Source organism: Methylobacterium fujisawaense, assembly GCF_039619325.1.
Lineage (GTDB): Bacteria > Pseudomonadota > Alphaproteobacteria > Rhizobiales > Beijerinckiaceae > Methylobacterium > Methylobacterium fujisawaense.
Genome location: NZ_CP155000.1, coordinates 4,202,566 through 4,218,337 on the forward strand (window position 1 = coordinate 4,202,566; position 15,772 = coordinate 4,218,337).

General features: G+C 71.1%; 17 protein-coding genes. 7 read left to right on the plus strand and 10 right to left on the minus strand.

Annotated elements, in window-relative coordinates:
* Positions 1 to 125: 125 nt before the first annotated feature.
* From ABC766_RS19980 to ABC766_RS20010, 7 genes are all read right to left on the minus strand, one after another.
* Positions 126 to 1,367: a cytochrome P450 gene (locus ABC766_RS19980; protein ID WP_345819321.1), complete on the minus strand. Its 1,242-nt coding sequence runs from the start codon at positions 1,365 to 1,367 to the stop codon at positions 126 to 128.
* On the minus strand, positions 1,360 to 2,685 hold the full coding sequence (locus tag ABC766_RS19985) for an NAD(P)/FAD-dependent oxidoreductase (protein WP_345819322.1): 1,326 nt from the start codon (positions 2,683 to 2,685) through the stop codon (positions 1,360 to 1,362). The genes ABC766_RS19980 and ABC766_RS19985 overlap by 8 nt, the downstream gene beginning before the upstream one ends.
* Entirely contained in the window at positions 2,682 to 2,921 is a 240-nt protein-coding gene (locus ABC766_RS19990) for a ferredoxin (RefSeq protein WP_043385300.1), read from the minus strand. The genes ABC766_RS19985 and ABC766_RS19990 overlap by 4 nt, the downstream gene beginning before the upstream one ends.
* Positions 2,918 to 4,228 (minus strand): glycosyltransferase, encoded by a 1,311-nt coding sequence (locus tag ABC766_RS19995; RefSeq protein WP_345819323.1) that lies wholly within the window; start codon positions 4,226 to 4,228, stop codon positions 2,918 to 2,920. The genes ABC766_RS19990 and ABC766_RS19995 overlap by 4 nt, the downstream gene beginning before the upstream one ends.
* A 289-nt stretch (positions 4,229 to 4,517) precedes the next feature.
* Positions 4,518 to 5,150: a TPM domain-containing protein gene (locus ABC766_RS20000; protein WP_043352558.1), complete on the minus strand. Its 633-nt coding sequence runs from the start codon at positions 5,148 to 5,150 to the stop codon at positions 4,518 to 4,520.
* Positions 5,140 to 5,934, minus strand: coding sequence for a TPM domain-containing protein (locus tag ABC766_RS20005; RefSeq protein ID WP_427902249.1), 795 nt, complete (start codon positions 5,932 to 5,934; stop codon positions 5,140 to 5,142). The genes ABC766_RS20000 and ABC766_RS20005 overlap by 11 nt, the downstream gene beginning before the upstream one ends.
* 22 nt (positions 5,935 to 5,956) lie before the next feature.
* Entirely contained in the window at positions 5,957 to 6,592 is a 636-nt protein-coding gene (locus ABC766_RS20010; protein ID WP_043352562.1) for a LemA family protein, read from the minus strand.
* 215 nt (positions 6,593 to 6,807) lie between these two features.
* Between ABC766_RS20010 and ABC766_RS20015 the strand changes: the two genes are divergently transcribed.
* The 5 genes from ABC766_RS20015 to ABC766_RS20035 all read left to right on the plus strand — a co-directional run bounded on the left by ABC766_RS20015 (position 6,808) and on the right by ABC766_RS20035 (position 11,958).
* Positions 6,808 to 7,182, plus strand: coding sequence for a hypothetical protein (locus ABC766_RS20015; RefSeq protein ID WP_043385305.1), 375 nt, complete (start codon positions 6,808 to 6,810; stop codon positions 7,180 to 7,182).
* A 27-nt stretch (positions 7,183 to 7,209) separates the two neighbouring features.
* Positions 7,210 to 8,130, plus strand: coding sequence for a LysR substrate-binding domain-containing protein (locus ABC766_RS20020; RefSeq protein WP_043352554.1), 921 nt, complete (start codon positions 7,210 to 7,212; stop codon positions 8,128 to 8,130).
* 100 nt (positions 8,131 to 8,230) lie between these two features.
* Complete coding sequence (locus tag ABC766_RS20025; RefSeq protein ID WP_345819324.1) at positions 8,231 to 9,424, plus strand: CaiB/BaiF CoA-transferase family protein; 1,194 nt, start codon at positions 8,231 to 8,233, stop codon at positions 9,422 to 9,424.
* A complete protein-coding gene (locus ABC766_RS20030) occupies positions 9,421 to 10,347 on the plus strand; it encodes a hydroxymethylglutaryl-CoA lyase (protein ID WP_043352552.1) in 927 nt (308 codons plus the stop codon). Before ABC766_RS20025 ends, ABC766_RS20030 begins: the two co-directional genes overlap by 4 nt.
* Before the next feature lie 282 nt (positions 10,348 to 10,629).
* Positions 10,630 to 11,958 carry an MFS transporter gene (locus ABC766_RS20035; protein ID WP_278306009.1) on the plus strand — a complete coding sequence of 443 codons (1,329 nt, stop codon included), beginning with the start codon at positions 10,630 to 10,632 and terminating at the stop codon, positions 11,956 to 11,958.
* 32 nt (positions 11,959 to 11,990) lie between these two features.
* Here ABC766_RS20035 and ABC766_RS20040 read toward each other — a convergent pair whose 3' ends face one another.
* Both ABC766_RS20040 and ABC766_RS20045 read right to left on the minus strand, forming a co-directional pair.
* Positions 11,991 to 12,338: a helix-turn-helix domain-containing protein gene (locus tag ABC766_RS20040; protein WP_345819325.1), complete on the minus strand. Its 348-nt coding sequence runs from the start codon at positions 12,336 to 12,338 to the stop codon at positions 11,991 to 11,993.
* Between the two features lie 35 nt (positions 12,339 to 12,373).
* Positions 12,374 to 12,649, minus strand: a complete 276-nt coding sequence (locus ABC766_RS20045; RefSeq protein WP_345819326.1) for a hypothetical protein — start codon at positions 12,647 to 12,649, stop codon at positions 12,374 to 12,376.
* A gap of 482 nt (positions 12,650 to 13,131) precedes the next feature.
* On the opposite strand from ABC766_RS20045, the gene ABC766_RS20050 reads away from it, so the two are divergent.
* The gene (locus ABC766_RS20050; protein WP_278306006.1) at positions 13,132 to 13,506 is read left to right on the plus strand and encodes a MucR family transcriptional regulator; all 375 of its coding nucleotides are present in this window, start codon (positions 13,132 to 13,134) and stop codon (positions 13,504 to 13,506) included.
* Positions 13,507 to 13,512: 6 nt separating this feature from the next.
* On the plus strand, positions 13,513 to 13,758 hold the full coding sequence (locus ABC766_RS20055; RefSeq protein ID WP_345819328.1) for a hypothetical protein: 246 nt from the start codon (positions 13,513 to 13,515) through the stop codon (positions 13,756 to 13,758).
* A gap of 79 nt (positions 13,759 to 13,837) precedes the next feature.
* Here ABC766_RS20055 and ABC766_RS20060 read toward each other — a convergent pair whose 3' ends face one another.
* Positions 13,838 to 15,466, minus strand: coding sequence for an inorganic phosphate transporter (locus tag ABC766_RS20060; RefSeq protein WP_345819329.1), 1,629 nt, complete (start codon positions 15,464 to 15,466; stop codon positions 13,838 to 13,840).
* Positions 15,467 to 15,772 lie beyond the last annotated feature (306 nt).

Sequence of the window (15,772 nt, forward strand, 5' to 3'; positions counted from 1 at the left end):
CCGTCGATCTCAGGCTGGGCGGGGCTGCTGGACCGGCTCAGGACGAGAGGTTTACAAATGTTTCACGTGAAACAGCGGTGTTCACCGCCCTTTTACGGTCCGAGACGGTTCCAGGTCTGCCTGTCTCAGGCGATCCCGTCGATGCCGATGGGGAGCTGCTCCGGACCACGCAGGGACGCGCCCGGGCGATAGGGGGGCGGATCCTGCGGCAGACGCGGGGCGATCAGGCGGCGGCTCAGCGCCACCAGGGCGATCTCGGCTTCGATCCGCGCCAGAGGCGCGCCGACGCAATAATGCAGGCCGCCGCCGAAGCCGAAATGCTCGATATCGGACCGGTCCGGATCGAAGCGGTCGGGGGCGTCGAACCGGGCCGGATCGCGGTTCGCGGCAGCGAAGAGCAGGATCACGGGCGCGCCCTTCGGGATCGTCTCGCCGGCCACCGTGATCGCGCCGAGGGCCTTGCGGGTCCGGAAATGCACCGGCGGTTCGTAGCGCAGAACCTCCTCGATCAGGCGGGGGGCACGTTCGGGATCGGCGCGGAGCCGCTCCAGCTGCTCGGGATGCCGGAGCAGGGTCAGCATGGCGTTGGTGATGAGGTTCACGGTGGTTTCGTGGCCTGCCACCAGCAGAAGGACCGCCGTCGACAGGAGATCGAAATCGCTCAGCTGCTTGCGGCCGTCCGGACCGGGCGCGGCCAGACCGCTCAGCATGTCGTCGGTCGGGCGCCGCCGCTTCTCGCGGATGAGGTCGCGCATATAGGCGGCGATCTCGTCGAAGGCCCCGACGATCTTGCGGCGGGTCGCGTCGTCGTGGCGCGCGTCCGGCTCCACCGCGGTGGCGAGCTGCGTCGCCCAGGTCTGGAACCGCGGCTCGTCCTCCCGCGGAACGCCGAGCAATTCGCAGATCACCGTCACCGGCAGGGGATAGGAGAGATCGCTGACGAGGCAGACCTCCCGGCGTCCCCGACATGTATCGATCAGGGCGTCCACCTCGCGGGCGATCCGTGGCCGCAGGGCCTGCACGCGCGCGATCGAGAATTCCCGCATGACGAGGCTGCGCAGCCGGTCATGGTCCGGCGGGTCGCGGAAGATGAACGGTCGGTGCGTGGCGCTGATGCGGTTCTTGATCGGATTGAGGATCAGGTCCTTGAGCGGGTTGCCGGTGCGCGGACGCCGGGGCGGCGGCAGATCCTCGGAACTGAGCCGCGGATCGAACAGCAATCCGCGGATCGCCGCGTGCGTGGAGACGACGTAGCTGCCGTCGCGTTGGCGGGAGACCGGCCGCTGCCGCAACCGGGCATAGAGCGGGTACGGATCGGCCCGGTTTGCCGGATCCATCACGGCGGCGAACAATGCGTCGTCAGACATCGACGGTCTCGGTGGATGGGCGCGCCGGGGCGGCTTGGCGCGGAGACGGGAAGCCCGGGGCGGCGGTCTGAACGCGCGGCTGGTCGGTGGCGTCGATGATCGGCGGGAAGGCGGCGCCGGCCGTGATCGCCTCCGCGTAGGCGGGCAGCCAGCGGGCCTGATCGAACGAGACGGCCGCGATGCTGCGCCCGGCCCGGCCGTAAACGGCGAGAAAGCGCCGGGAGGACCGAGACCCCTGCACCACCGCGACGGAATCGGCGCCCTCGGGAAGCCCGATCACCTTGATGTTGATCCCGAACTGGCTCGACCAGAAGGCCGGCAGGTGCGCGTAGGGGCGCTGGTCGCCGGGGCCGGCCAGCATGTTGCGCGCGGCGTGGGCCGCCTGCTCGACGGCGTTGCCCCAGTGCTCCACCGCGATCAGGCGATCGCCGTAGAGCGGGATCGGCCACCGGGCGACGTCGCCGGCGGCGTAGATGTCCGGGCAAGGCGCCCCGTCGGCGTCGAGGACCCGGCAGGCCGCGTCGCAGGTCACCCCGCCGGCATCCGCCTTCAGGCCCGCGCCCCGCAGCCAGCCTGTCGCCCGGGTCGCCCCCAGGGCCGCGATGACGAGGTTGGTCTCGATCGTGCTGCCGTCGGCCAGTCGGGCCCGTGCCACATGCCCAGCCGCATCGCCCTCGAAGGCGTGCACCATCGTGTTGGGCCGGAACGCGGCGCCGGCGTCGCGCAGGCACGACGCGATCACCCCGCCGACGAAGCTTCCCAGGCCTCGAGCCAGGGGCGCCGGATTCGGATCCACGAGGGTCACGGGCAGGCCGAGATCGCGCAGGCACGACGCCGCCTCGCAACCGATCAAGCCGCCGCCCACGATGAGCACCTGGCGCGGGCGCGAAACCAGGGCCTCCCGGAGAGCCGCGGCATCGTCGCGCCCACGCAGGGTGAAGAGACCGGCGAGCCCGCCGCCGGTCTCGGCCGGCCAGGGCCGGGCTTCGGCGCCGGTGGCGATGAGGAGGGCCTCGTAGGCCAGGACCGACCCGTCGGCGAGCCGGAGCGTGCGGGCCGCCCGATCGAGGGAAACGGCCGGGCTTCCGAGGCGCCAGCGGGCGTGGAGGTCGGTCAGTTCCGGCAGCCGGGTGGCGTCGGCGGCGAGTTCCCCGGCGAGCACGTGCTTCGACAGGGGCGGGCGGTCGTAGGGGCGGTGCGGCTCGGCGCCGACCAGGGTGAGCGGGCCGTCATAGCCGCCCCGCCGCAGCGCCTCGGCGCCGCGCAGGCCGGCGAGGGATGCCCCGACCACGACGATGCCGGCGGGTTCGGGGCTCACGGGGCGTCTCCGTCATCCGGGCCGGCCTGGAGGCTGATGGCGCGGACCGGGCAGGCCTCGACGGCCCGCTCGACGGCGCCGCGCCGGTCGGCCGGCGGCGCAGGATCGTAGAACAGGATCTCATGGCCGCGGATGGCGAAGGCCTCCGGTGCGGCGTAGCAGCACTGGGCGTAGCCCTGGCAGCGGTTGAGGTCGACGACGACCCGGAGCGCCCCGGCGCCGGCGGCCGGCTTCATGCCGACCTCGCGAGACGGCCTGCGCCGCCGGCACCTGACCGTGCGAGGTCGTCCACCGCCGTCAGGATGGAGGCCATGGCGTCCCGGGCCGCGAAGGCGTCCCGCAACGCCCCGGCGCGCGTCCGGAAGCCGGGCTCGTCGAGCACGCGCCCCACCGCGGCGCCGATGGCCTCCGGGCTCGGTGCGTTGGTCCCGAGGTTGATCCCGACGCCGGACCAGCCGATGCGCGCGTTCACCTCCGCCTTGTCCTCGGTCAGGCCGGCCGACACGATCGGCACGCCGGCGGCGAGGGCCTGCGAGACGCTCCCATAGCCGCCGTTGGTCACGAGGACGCTCACCCGCGGCAGCAAGTCCCGGAACGGCAGGAAGCACGACACCCGGGCGTTGGCCGGGACCGGACCCGTCAGCGCGTCCACGGGACGGCCGCCGGTGGTGGCCAGGACCAGCAGATCGTCCCGGTCGGCCAGGGCCGAGAGGGTCGGCTCGACCAGCTCGCCGAAATCGGCGTTGGCCAGCGTCCCCTGGGTGACCAGCACGACGGGCCGGCCCGCCGCGTTCGCCTGTTCCAACTCGGGCCACCAGTCCGGAAGCGGCGCGGGCGGCGTCGGCGGCTGGAGCAGGCCGATGAAGCGGAGGCCGGGCGGCAGGGTGCCGTAATCGTACTCGAAGCCCGGCACGGTCGGCTGCAGGAACAGGTCCGGCAGGATCACGATGGAATGCGGCAGCGAGGCCGGCAGCGGCGGCAGGCCGAGCCGCGCGAGCGTCGCGTCCGTATAGGCCCGCACCGGGTTGACGAAGGCCGCGTCCATGCCGGCCTTGAGGCTGGCATAGCGGACCAGGTCGTCCCGGTCGCGGGCCGGGGGCAGGCCGAGGCCCACGGGCGCGTGGTCGGGCCGGTCGAGGAACAGGAAGCTGACGTTGACGGTCACGATGGGCGGCCGCGGCGCGGTATCGAGGAGCAGCGGCAGCACCCCGAGGAACATGCTGCCGGCCAAGATCACGTCGGGGGCCTCGGCGGCGATCAGCGCCCGCAGGGCGGCGGCCTGGACCGGCATGGGATCCACGAAGCGGCGCTCGAATTCCCGGCGGTAGCGCTCCGGGCCCGCGGGCAGTTCGGTCTCGCGGTACGCGGCCGCATCATGGTCCGCGTACGGCGTGAACCGCAGACCCGCCGCCTCCACCTTCGGCCGGAAGGCCGGGTCGGTGAGAACGAGGACGTCGTCCCCCCGGGCGGCCGCCGTCCGCCCGATGGCGAGGAGCGGGTTCACGTGACCGGTGAGCGGCGTCGCGGCGATCAGGATCTTCATCACGGCCTCTTCGAGCGCAGCCGGTCGAGCCGGCGGCGCTTCGGATCAGGGTGCCGGCGCCTTCATGCGCAGCGGCCCCGTGGCCCCCGACGCGCCGGACTCACAGGGGGAATCGCAGCCGGGCCTGCGCAGTTACACAACCGGAGGGTGCTTCGTGCGGCACCGCACCATCGCACCCGGCCGAACAACCGCGCAAGATCCGAATGTCGGATGCCACGAGGCGCGCGCGGCCTGTCCAAGGCAGGGGCCCACCGGCCGTGGCGGCCATCCTCGGCGGACCGGAAAGCCGTCAGTCGACCACGACCACCCGGTTCGGCAACTCGTCCGGGTCGCCGGGCTCCGCGGGGAGATGTTCCGCCAGGCAGGCGCCGACACGCTCGACCGCCGCCGTCAGGCCATCCTCGACGGCGCCGCGACCGAGGGCCGGGACCAGCTCGGCGAGGATCCCGTCCCAGGCGGTGGGCGGGATCTCCCGCAGGACGCCGAGATCGGTGACGATCTCCGCGTGCCGCTCGGCGAGCGACAGGTAGAGCAGAACGCCGGTGCGGCGGCGCGTCAGGCTCAGGCCCCGGGACCAGAAGGCCCGGCGGGCGGCCTCCCGGGCGCGGGCCCGGCGCAGCTGGCGCGGCACGAGGGCCATGCGCAGCCGCTCGTTCTGGCTTGCGACGAGGATCGCGGCCACGAGGGCCGCCTGCGCCAGCAGGATCGACGCGGCGCTCCAGGCCGTCAGGGCGATCAGCGGCCAGGGCAGGAGCAGCGCCGCCGCCAGGGTCGCGAGCAGGATCACGGAGCGATAGGCGCCGGCGCGCCGGCTGACCATCACGACGATCTCGCCGGATGTCCCGGCTTCCGCCCGGGCCACCGCGCGGGCGAGTCGCGCCCGCGCCTCCGACGTCAGAACATCCGCGCGTCTACCAGTCACCGGAGGCTCCTCCGCCGCCCGACGAGCCGCCGCCGCCGGAAAAACCACCGTCGAAGCCCCCCGACGATCCGCTGTCCGAGAAGCCGCCGCCCCATCCGCCCGAGCCGGGGCCCGGCAGGATGACGAGGCCGCCGCCCCGCCCCGTCCTTCCGCCCCGGCTCATGCGCCAAGCGACGAAGAGCACGATCAGGAACAGGGCGATGAAGACCGCAACCTGGGCGGGATCGACCTCGTCGGCCCGCACCTGCGGCTTGCGTTGCCATTCCTGCGCGTCGCCCGACAGGATCGACAGGATGCCGTCGACGCCGGCATTGAGGCCGCCGAAATAATCGCCGGTCTTGAAGCGCGGGGTGATGGCGCTTGCGATGATGACCTTGGACAGGGCGTCGGTCAGCGCCCCCTCCAGGCCGTAGCCGACCTCGATCCGGACCTTCCGCTCGCTCGGCGCCACGAGCAGCAGGACGCCGTTGTTGGTCTTGGCCTGCCCGAGCTTCCAGTCCCGGAACAGGCGGTTGGCGTAATCCTCGACGGTCGTGCCCTGCAGGTTCGGAACCGTTGCAACGACCACTTGGTCCGAGGTCTTGTCCTCGTGCGCCTTCAGCTTGGCGTCGAGCGTGCCGCGCTGCTCCGGGGTGAGGATGCCGGCCGCGTCGACCACGCGGCCGGTCAGCGCCGGGAAGGCTAGCTCGGCCGCCAGCGCCCCGATCGCGGAGACCGTCAGGCAGGCTGCCAGGACGGCGAGCGACAGGGCGAGGCGCGCCCGGACGGGCATGGTCCGACCCATGGTCCGCCCCCTGTGCCGCACCCTAGAACTTCACGTTCGGCGGCCGGTCGGCGTTCGGCGTCGCCGTGAAGGTCTCCATCGGCTTGGCGTCGGGATACAGGATCGCCGCGATCCAGCGGCCCGGGATCGTGCGCACCTCGGTGTTGTAGGCCTGGACGGCGGTGATGTAGTCGCGCCGTGCCACCGCGATGCGGTTCTCCGTGCCCTCGAGCTGGGATTGCAGGGCGAGGAAGTTCTGGTTCGACTTGAGGTCGGGATACTTCTCCACCGTCACCAGCAGGCGGCCGAGCGCCCCCGAAAGCTGGTTCTGGGCGTCTTGATACTCCTTGAACTTCTGCGGATCGCTGACAGTGGAGGCGTCGACCTTCACGCTGGAGGCCTTGGCGCGGGCCTCGGTGACCCCGATCAGCACGTCCTTCTCCTGCTGGGCGTAGCCCTTCACGGTCTCGACGAGGTTGGGGATCAGGTCGGCCCGGCGCTGGTACTGGTTCTGCACCTCGCTCCAGGCGGATTTGGCCTGCTCCTGCAGCGTCGGCACCCGGTTGACCGCCCCGCAGCCGGAGAGGCCCGCGGCCACCAGGATCACCGAGAGCACGCCGAAAAGGCGCGCCGCAGGCGATGTCCGGCGCCCCGCACCGGCCGTCAGCGTCGTTCCCATATCGTCCCCCATCTGCCGGCCGAGACTCGGCCGCTTGATCACGAACACGAGAGATAAGCGCCGGAACCGCCAAGGTAAGGTCCCCGCGTCCTCGGCCTTGAAGGATTGTGGTGCCGCCCGGTAAGGGCGTCGGCAACGGACCGGGTCGGCGCACGTTCGGACCCTCGGGTCGATCATCGGGTGGACCCATCGGCGCGGCGCCGCGGAGACCGGGAATGGATGCAGCACTCGCCGATCATGTCCGGGCCGCCAGCGCCGCCGCGCGGCGCCACGCCCTGGCGTACCGGGCGCCCTCCGGCAAGGACGCGCTGCCCTGGTCGATCATCGAGGCGTTCGACGCCCGGGTCCGCGGCCACCTCGCCCGCGACCCGCGGATCGAGGACGAACGCGACCGGGTCCTGATCGCCGCGGTGAAGCTTGCCGAGACGCCGGTCGAGGAGGGCGAGGAGAGCATCGCCGAGGCGCGCGCCCATCTCGTCGATGCGATCGACTACCTGGAACAGGCGGTGCTGCGGCTCGGCCTCGTCAACCGGGAGGGGGCCAAGGCCGGTCTCGGCACCTACGGCCAGCCGGTCGGATCCCGCGACTGACGACGCGCCTGACCGAGCCGTCACCGGATGTCCGCCGACCTGCCCGCGGCCGCAACCCTCAGCCGCCTCGACCTGAAGACCCTCCGGCTGTTCGCGGCCATCTGCGCGGAAGGGACCCTGAACGGCGCGGCCCGCCGGGCGGCGATCGCGCCCTCGGCGGTGAGCAAGCGCCTCGCCGAGCTGGAGCATGCGCTGGGCTGCACCCTGCTCACCCGCGAGCCGCGCGGCATGCGGCTCACGCCGGCGGGCGAGACCCTGCTGCACCACACCCGCCGGATGCTGGCGAGCGCCGAGCAGATCGCCCTGGAACTCGCCGAGCACGCCCGGGGCGTGCGCGGCTTCGTGCGGGTGCTCGCCAACCTCTCGGCCATCGTGGAATTCCTGCCCGAGGACCTGCAGGCCTTCCTGGCGGCGCAGGCCGGGATCCGGGTCGACCTCGAGGAGCGCCCGAGCGGCGGCGTCGTGGCCGGCGTCGAGGAGGGACTCGCTGATCTCGGCCTCTGTGCCGACAACACCGACACCCGCAGCCTCACCGCCTACCCGTACCGGAGCGACCGCCTCGTCCTGGTGATGCCCGTCGGGCATCCGTTGAGCCGCCGCGGCGCCGTCGCCCTGGCCGATACCCTCGACTACGACCATGTCGGACTGCACGCGGAGAGTTCGATCTACGCCGCCCTGCGCGACGAGGCCCGGCGCCTCGGCCGGCCCCTGCGTCTGCGCATGCACGTCCCGAGCTTCGACGCCATCTGCCGGATGGCGCAGGTCGGCCTGGGCCTCGGGACCGTCCCGGAACATGTCTACGCCCTGCTCGGACCGCCGATGCGGCTCGCCGCGGTGCCGCTCACCGATCCCTGGGCGGCGCGCACGCTGCGCCTCGTGGTCCGGCCCGGACCGGTATCCCCGGCGGCAGCGCTCCTCTTGGACCATCTCCGGGCCGCCGGGCGCTGAGTCTGCGTTCTCCGCTCGCGAACGCACGATGATGCATGGCGTTTGGACTTCGCGGCGGGAACGGCCGTATTTTCAAGGCAACCAAAGATGGAGGAAAGCCGTGTCCGGTCCGCTCAGCGGTATCCGCGTTCTCGAGCTTGGTCAGCTGATCGCCGCGCCCTTCGCCACGCGGCTGATGGCCGAATTCGGCGCGGAGGTCATCAAGGTCGAACCCCCGGGTGAGGGCGATCCCCTCCGGAAGTGGCGCAAGATGCACGAGGGCACCTCGCTCTGGTGGTACCTGCAGTCGCGCAACAAGAAGTCGATCGCGGTCAATCTGAAATCTCCGGACGGCCTCGACATCGTCAAGCAGCTCGCCAAGAGCGCCGATGTCGTGGTCGAGAACTTTCGGCCCGGCGGTCTGGAGAAGCTCGGGCTGGGCTGGGACGTGCTCTCGGCGCTCAACCCCAACCTCGTGATGGTCCGCATCTCGGGCTACGGCCAGACCGGGCCCTACTGCGACCGGCCCGGCTTCGGCGCCATCGGCGAGTCGATGGGCGGCATCCGCTTCACCACCGGCAGCCCGGAGGCTCCGCCGGCGCGGGTCGGCGTCAGCATCGGCGACACCCTGGCCTCGCTCCACGGCGTCATCGGCGCGCTGATGGCCCTGCTGCGGGTCAAGACCGGACAGGGCGCGGGCCAGGTCATCGACGTCTCGCTCGTCGAGAGCGTGTTCAACGTGATGGAGAGCCTCGTTCCCGAATACGACCTGCTGGGCGAGGTCCGCACCCGCACCGGCGGCGCCCTGCCGGGCATCACCCCGTCGAACACCTATCCGACGCGGGACGGCGGCTACGTGGTCATCGCCGGCAACAGCGACCCGATCTTCCGCCGCCTGATGACGGCGATCGGCCGGCCCGACCTCGCCGACGACCCGGCCCTGCGCAACAACGAGGGCCGCTCGCAGCAATCCGCGATGCTCGACGGCACCATCGCCGACTGGTCGAAGACCAAGACCGTCGAGGAGGCGCTCGCCGTCCTCGACGCCGCCGACGTGCCGGCCGGCCGGATCTACTCGGTGGCCGACATCGTGGCCGATCCGCACTACCAGGCGCGCGATATGATCCTGCAGGCGGAACTGCCCGGCGGGACCGCGGTGAAGATGCCCGGCATCGTGCCGAAGCTCTCCGACACGCCCGGCGAGGTCCGCTGGCAGGGGCCGGCGCTGGGCGCCCACACCGATTCCGTGCTCGCCGAGCTCGGTCTCGATCCGGCGCGCATCGCCGCGCTGCGCGAAAAGGGAGCCGTGGCATGAGCGGCGACACGCTGATCGTCCAGGAGGTCGCCACCCGCGACGGCTTCCAGATCGAGCCGGTCTTCGTGCCGACGGCGGAGAAGATCCGCCTGATCGACGCCCTGGCGGCGGCCGGCTTCAGCCGGATCGAGGTCTCGTCCTTCGTCTCGCCGAAGGCGGTGCCGGCGCTCGCCGACGCGGCCGAGGTGTTTTCCGGGATTCGGCGTCGGCCCGGGACCGTCTACGTCGCCCTGGTGCCGAACCCGAAGGGCGCCGAGCGGGCGCTCGCCGCCAAGGTTGACGAGATCAACCTCGTCGCCTCCGTGAGCGAGACCCACAACCGCGCCAACATGGGCATGAGCCCGGCCGACTCGATCGCCGGCTTCGCCCGGATCATGGATTCGGTGCGCGGCGCCCCGGTCAGCACCAACGCCACGGTGGCGACCGCCTTCGGCTGCCCGTTCGAGGGCGACCAGCCGGTCGACAAGGTCGTCGCGCAAGTGGAGCGCTACCTGTCCCTCGGCATCGACGGGGTGACGCTGGCCGACACCACCGGCATGGCCAATCCCCGGCAGGTGGGCCGCCTCGTCGCGCGGGTCCTGCCGCTGGTCGGCCCCGGGCGCCTGACGCTCCATTTCCACAACACCCGCGGCCTCGGCCTCGCCAACGTGCTGGCCGCCTACGACGCGGGCGCCCGCCGCTTCGACGCGGCGCTCGGGGGCCTCGGCGGCTGCCCGTTCGCGCCCGGCGCCACCGGCAACATCTGCACCGAGGATCTCGTCAGCATGGCCCACGAGATGGGCGTGCCGACGGGCCTCGACCTTCCGGCGCTGATCGGCCTGTCGCGGGATCTGCCCCGCCTCGTCGGCCACGACGTGCCCGGCCAGGTCGCCAAGGCCGGACGCCCCTGCGATCTCCACCCGGCGCCGGCCAAGGCCGCTTGAGAGTGCGTTGACCCTGCGGCCGCGATCCCGCGCCACGCGAGGGAGATCCCGGTCGCGCCCTCATCCTGAGGTGCCGGAGCACAGCGGAGGCCTCGAAGGAGGTCTTCAGGCATCGCGCTTCGGACTGGAGGGCTCCTTCGAGACGGCTTCGCCGCACCTCAGGATGAGGGCGCGGGTTGGAGGAGCCCAGTCGAACAGGCTCTGAGCTCACCCGGGGCAAGCCGCCCGTCCGAAGGCGGCGCCCCCCACCACGTGTCCGAAAACAACAACACGGAGGAAACCATGACCGCAGCCCTGTCGGGTTCGCCGGCCGCCGTCGAGGCCGGTGCGGTGACGGAGACGAGCGTCGTCCGCAAGGTCGCGTGGCGGCTCATGCCGCTGATCATGATCTGCTACATGTTCGCGTTCTTCGACCGCATCAACATCAGCTTCGCCAAGTTCCAGCTCCAGAGCGACCTCGGCTTCAGCAACGTCGCCTACGGGCTCGGCGCGAGCATGTTCGTCGTCGGCTACGTGATCTTCGAGGTGCCCTCGAACCTGATGCTGTACCGGGTCGGGGCGCGCCGCTGGATCGCCCGGATCATGATCTCCTGGGGCATCGCCACCGCGCTGATGATCTTCATCCGCAGCGAGTGGCACTTCTACGCCCTGCGCTTCGTGATCGGCGCCATGGAGGCGGGTTTCGCGCCGGGCATCCTCTACTACCTGACCCTGTGGTTCCCGGCCTCGCATCGCGGGCGGATCACCAGCTTCATGTTCGTGGCCTCGGCCTTCTCGGGCATCTTCGGCGCGCCGGTGGCGGGCCTCATCCTCGGCGGCCTCAACGGCGTCGGCGGCCTCGCCGGCTGGCAATGGCTGTTCCTGGCGGGCGGCCTGCCCTGCCTCGTCCTCGGCCTGCTCGTGCTGACGCGCCTCGACGACCGGATCGCCGACGCCCGATGGCTCTCGGAGCCCGAGAAGGCGCTCCTGTCCAGCCGCATCGCCCACCACAACCGCGAGATCGGCGACCATTCGCTCCTCGGGGCGATCCGGCAGCCGGGCTTCCTGATGATCGCGCTGATCTACTTCCTGCTCCAGATCGGCTCGTATGGCCTCAACTTCTGGGGGCCGGACCTGATCAAGACCGCGAGCGGCGGCCAGGCGGCCTCGGTGGGCTTCCTCACGGCGATTCCCTACATCTGCGGCGCGATCAGCATGGTCGTGATCGGGCGTCTCTCCGACGCCTCTGGCGAGCGGCCGAAATTCGTCGCGGGCCTCGCCATCACGGCGGCGCTCGGCTTCTTCGGCGCCGGCCTGTTCGACAAGCACATCGTGCCGCTGATGTTCGCCCTGGCCCTGCTGGGCGCCGGCATCGTCGCCTCGATCCCGACCTTCTGGACGCTGCCGGCCAAGCTCGTCACCGGCGTCGGCGCGGCGGGCGGGATCGCGCTGATCAACACGCTGGGCCAGTTCGGCGGCATCGTCAGCCCGGTGATGGTCGGCTGGGTGAAGGACCTGACCGGCTCGACGACGCCGGCCCTGTACGGCATCGGGGTGCTCTGCCTCGTCGCCGCCGGGCTCGCGCTCTTCGCCATGCCGGCGAGCCTGCGCCGGAGCGACAAGGCGCCCTGATCCGGCCGCATCGGGCGTCCCGGGCCGACGGGCTACGGGACGCCCACCAGGGCCGCCTGCCGATACGCGCGGGGCGCTGCCCCGTGGCGCTCCTTGAAGCGGCGGGCGAAGTGGGCTTGGCCGGCGAAGCCGCAGCCATAAGCGAGCAGGCCGATCGACAGGTGCGCGCAGGCCGGATCGGCCAGCCGCCGGGCGGCGGCTTCCAGATGGGCCTTGGCGCGCTGGACCACGACGCTGCCGTTGACGGGCTGGGGCACCTCCCGGGCCAGCCGCTCCGAGAGACCGGCGATGATCAAGTCGATGCCGATCTCCGTCATGCGCGCGGCTGCGGCTGCCCCGAGACGGTCGCGGACACGGATCAGCTCGCTGAAGACGCTCATTGTCAGGCTTGCGGATGCGCGATCGGCGCCGACGGTCAGGGCCGTGTAGAGCCGGGCCGGTCCGAGCCGCGCTCCAGACGGTCGCGCGGCACATCCAGGATCCGGCGACTGTTGGTCTCCGTCATCACCACCAGCGGCTGACGATCGACCACGACGAGGGAACCGACCTCCGCGCGTTCCCGCTTGGCGGCAAAGGGCTCTGCTTGGAGCGTCCGAAGCTCGACCGTCATGAGGGGGCCGGAGATGATCTCCCGCCACCGTCGGACGCTGTCCTGCGGTGGAAGACCGGCGGTTGAGAACAGAGTCTGCACGGATCGATCCCCGCGACACCGGGATGGGGGAAGAGGGCGGTCGGCTGCGGGACGTCGTCGGCGGAGCAGATCCCGCACGGCCGTGCCCGGACCCGGCAGACGGCACCGGTGAACCGTCCCGGGCTGGAGCCCGACAGGCGGCCGCCGACGCCGAAAACGAGTTCGGATGCCGATCTTCGCGGCCGAAAACAGTGAATGCCGCGGTAACCAATTCGAGGATCGGTCGCCCTGCGCGACGGATCAAAAAACCTCGCGCTCACGGACAAACCCCGGCCCGCTCATATTGTATATTATCTGCAACCTCAAGAATTGGCGCGATATCAACTTGAGGTAGCAATTCTCCGGCCTTCCATCCGGCACCCTGATCACCGTCTGCGGTCCCGGTTCACCCCGACCGGCAGTCGTGGATCAGGCGCATGGTGCCAGGCCTTTCAATGGTGATGTCTCCTATGGATAACCTCAGCGCAGCCCGTTCAACGTTCATGTTGGAGAAGGTCGGCGCCATCGTCGCCGCCTACGTCTCGCGCAACGCGATCGACGTCGGGGCCCTGCCGGCTCTCATCGACCAAGTGCATTCGGCGATCGCAGTCCTCCGCCGCGACCCGTCGGGTTCGAGGGCAGGCGGCCTGAGCCAGGAGCAGGTCGACGCCTCGATCCAGGAAGCGGGCCTGATCAGCTTCATCGACGGCCGCGCCTACCAGACCCTGAAGCGCCACCTGACCGCCCACGGCCTCACGCCCGAGCGCTACAGGGCCAAGTACGGCCTGCCGGCCGATTACCCGATGGTCGCCCCGGGCTATGCGGCCCGGCGTTCCGAGATCGCCCGGGCGATCCAGCTCGGCCACAAGGCGGGGTGAGTGATGGTGCCCGCCTCGTCCCCGGGTCCCGCCCGGACCCACAAGCCTCCCCCCGGGGCGGCCTCGAAGGATGCGCTGTACCGCATCGCCGGGATTCTCGACGTGCCGGTGGCGAGCTTCTTCCCGGATGCCGACCGGCCCGATGCGGCCATCGCCCAGGCGGCCGACCTCGTCTCGGCGTTCGTGGCGATCGAGAATCCGGCCGCGCGCCGGACCTGCCTGGCCTTCGTGCGGGCGATGGCGGGTTCCTGAGGGGTCCGACGGAAGCCGGAGACCGGGCTGCTCCCCATGGGATGACGCCCGGTCTCCGGCCACCCGGCCAGACGCCGGATCAGAACATGTGGCGCAGGAGGTAGAACAGCACGGCCGCGAGGGTGATCGCCGCCGGCAGGGTCAGGATCCAGGCGAGTGCCATGTTGCGCACGGTGGCCATCTGCAGGCCCGAGCCGTTGGCCGCCATCGTGCCGGCGACACCGGATGACAGGATGTGGGTGGTCGAGACCGGCAGGCCGTAGAGTTCGGCCAGCCCGATCGTGCCGGCCGCGACGATCTCCGCCGAGGCACCCTGCGCGTAGGTCAGGTGGGTCTTGCCGATCTTCTCGCCCACCGTGACGACGATGCGTTTCCAGCCGACCATGGTGCCGAGGCCGAGGGCGAGGGCGACGCAGACCTTGACCCAGCCCGGGATGTAGCGCGTGCCGTCGTTGAGCAGGCCCGCGTAGCGCTTGAGGGTCACCTTGTCGGCCTCCGAGAGATCGGCCCCGGAGCCCGGCAGCACGCGCACCGCGTCGGCGGCGAGGTACATGTCGCTGCGCAGGTTCTGGGTCTGGGCGGCCGGCACCGTGCGGATCGCGCCGTAATTCTTCACGCTGGCGGCAATGTCGTTCGCGAGCGCCGCCAGCGCGGCGTAGACGGGCGGCGCGTTCAGGTCCTTGGTCTTCAGCGCTTCCGTCACGGTCCGGCGCGCGGCGGCGGCGTCCGGCACCTCCGCGCCGGGCGCTCGGGCGGAGAACACCGCGCCCGCCGCCGTCGAAGCCTGCACGAAGGCGGGCGTCGTGTCGTCCGCCATGGTGCGGTTGAGCGCGTAGGCGGTTGGGGCGGCGCCGATCAGGATCAGCATGATCAGGCCCATGCCCTTCTGCCCGTCGTTGCCGCCGTGGAAGAACGAGACCAGCGTGCAGGTGAGGATCAGCAGGCCGCGGATCCACAGGGGCGGCGGCGCTTCGCCCTTCGGCGCCGCGTAGAGATCCTTGCGGCGCACCGCGAATTTCAGGGCGAGCAGCAGCAGCGCCGCCAGCACGAAGCCGCAGACCGGCGAGAACAGCAGTGCCTTGAACACGTTGAGGGCCTGGCTCCAGTCGACGCCCGCGGTGCCGTCGCCGCCGTTCATCAGCTGGTTGGCGAGGCCGACGCCGAGCACCGAGCCGATCAGCGCGTGGGACGAGGAATTGGGCAGCCCGAACGCCCAGGTTCCGAGGTTCCAGAGGATCGCCGCCAGCAGCAGCGCGAAGATCATCGCGTAGCCCGCATGCGAGCCGACATTGAGGATCAGTTCCACCGGCAGCAGCGTCACGATGGCGTAGGCCACGGCGCCCGAGGAGAGCATCACGCCGAGGAAGTTGAAGATGCCCGACCAGATCACCGCGACGAGCGGCGGCATCGAGTGGGTGTAGATCACCGTGGCGACCGCATTGGCGGTGTCGTGGAAGCCGTTCACGAACTCGAAGGCGAGGGCGATCAGCAAGGCGAGGCCGAGCAGCGCGAAGGCGCCGTAGGCGAGGGGCGCCTCGCCGACGGCGTTCATGTCCGCGATCAGGCTCACCACCGCGTAGCCGAGGCCCGCCACCAGCACGAGGAGGAAGGCGACCACCCCGCCGAGATGCAGTCCGTGGTCGAGGCGCGGGCCCCCTGCCTGCCGGCCTGCGACCGCCCCCGACGGCGCCACGGCGGAATCGGACATGAACCCTCGCGCGGAATCATTCGTGATGGTGAGCCGGGATTAAAATGTGCCCGTGACGGTCGGGTGACGTCGATCCCGCGTCCAGCCTCGCGCAACGGCATCCGGCCGAAGCGATTTGCGGGATTTCGTCCCGTCCCCAGTGTCCGGGCCGTCCCAGTGTTCGGGCCGCCGAGGATGGGCGGCCTGTGCCGGGCCCGTTGCGATGACGGACGGCCATCGCCCCGATCCTCATGTCATGACGGCACGCGCTGCAAGGTCAAGACGAAGATGAGTCATGATATAATTTGCGCCGGCAAAGTTTTGATC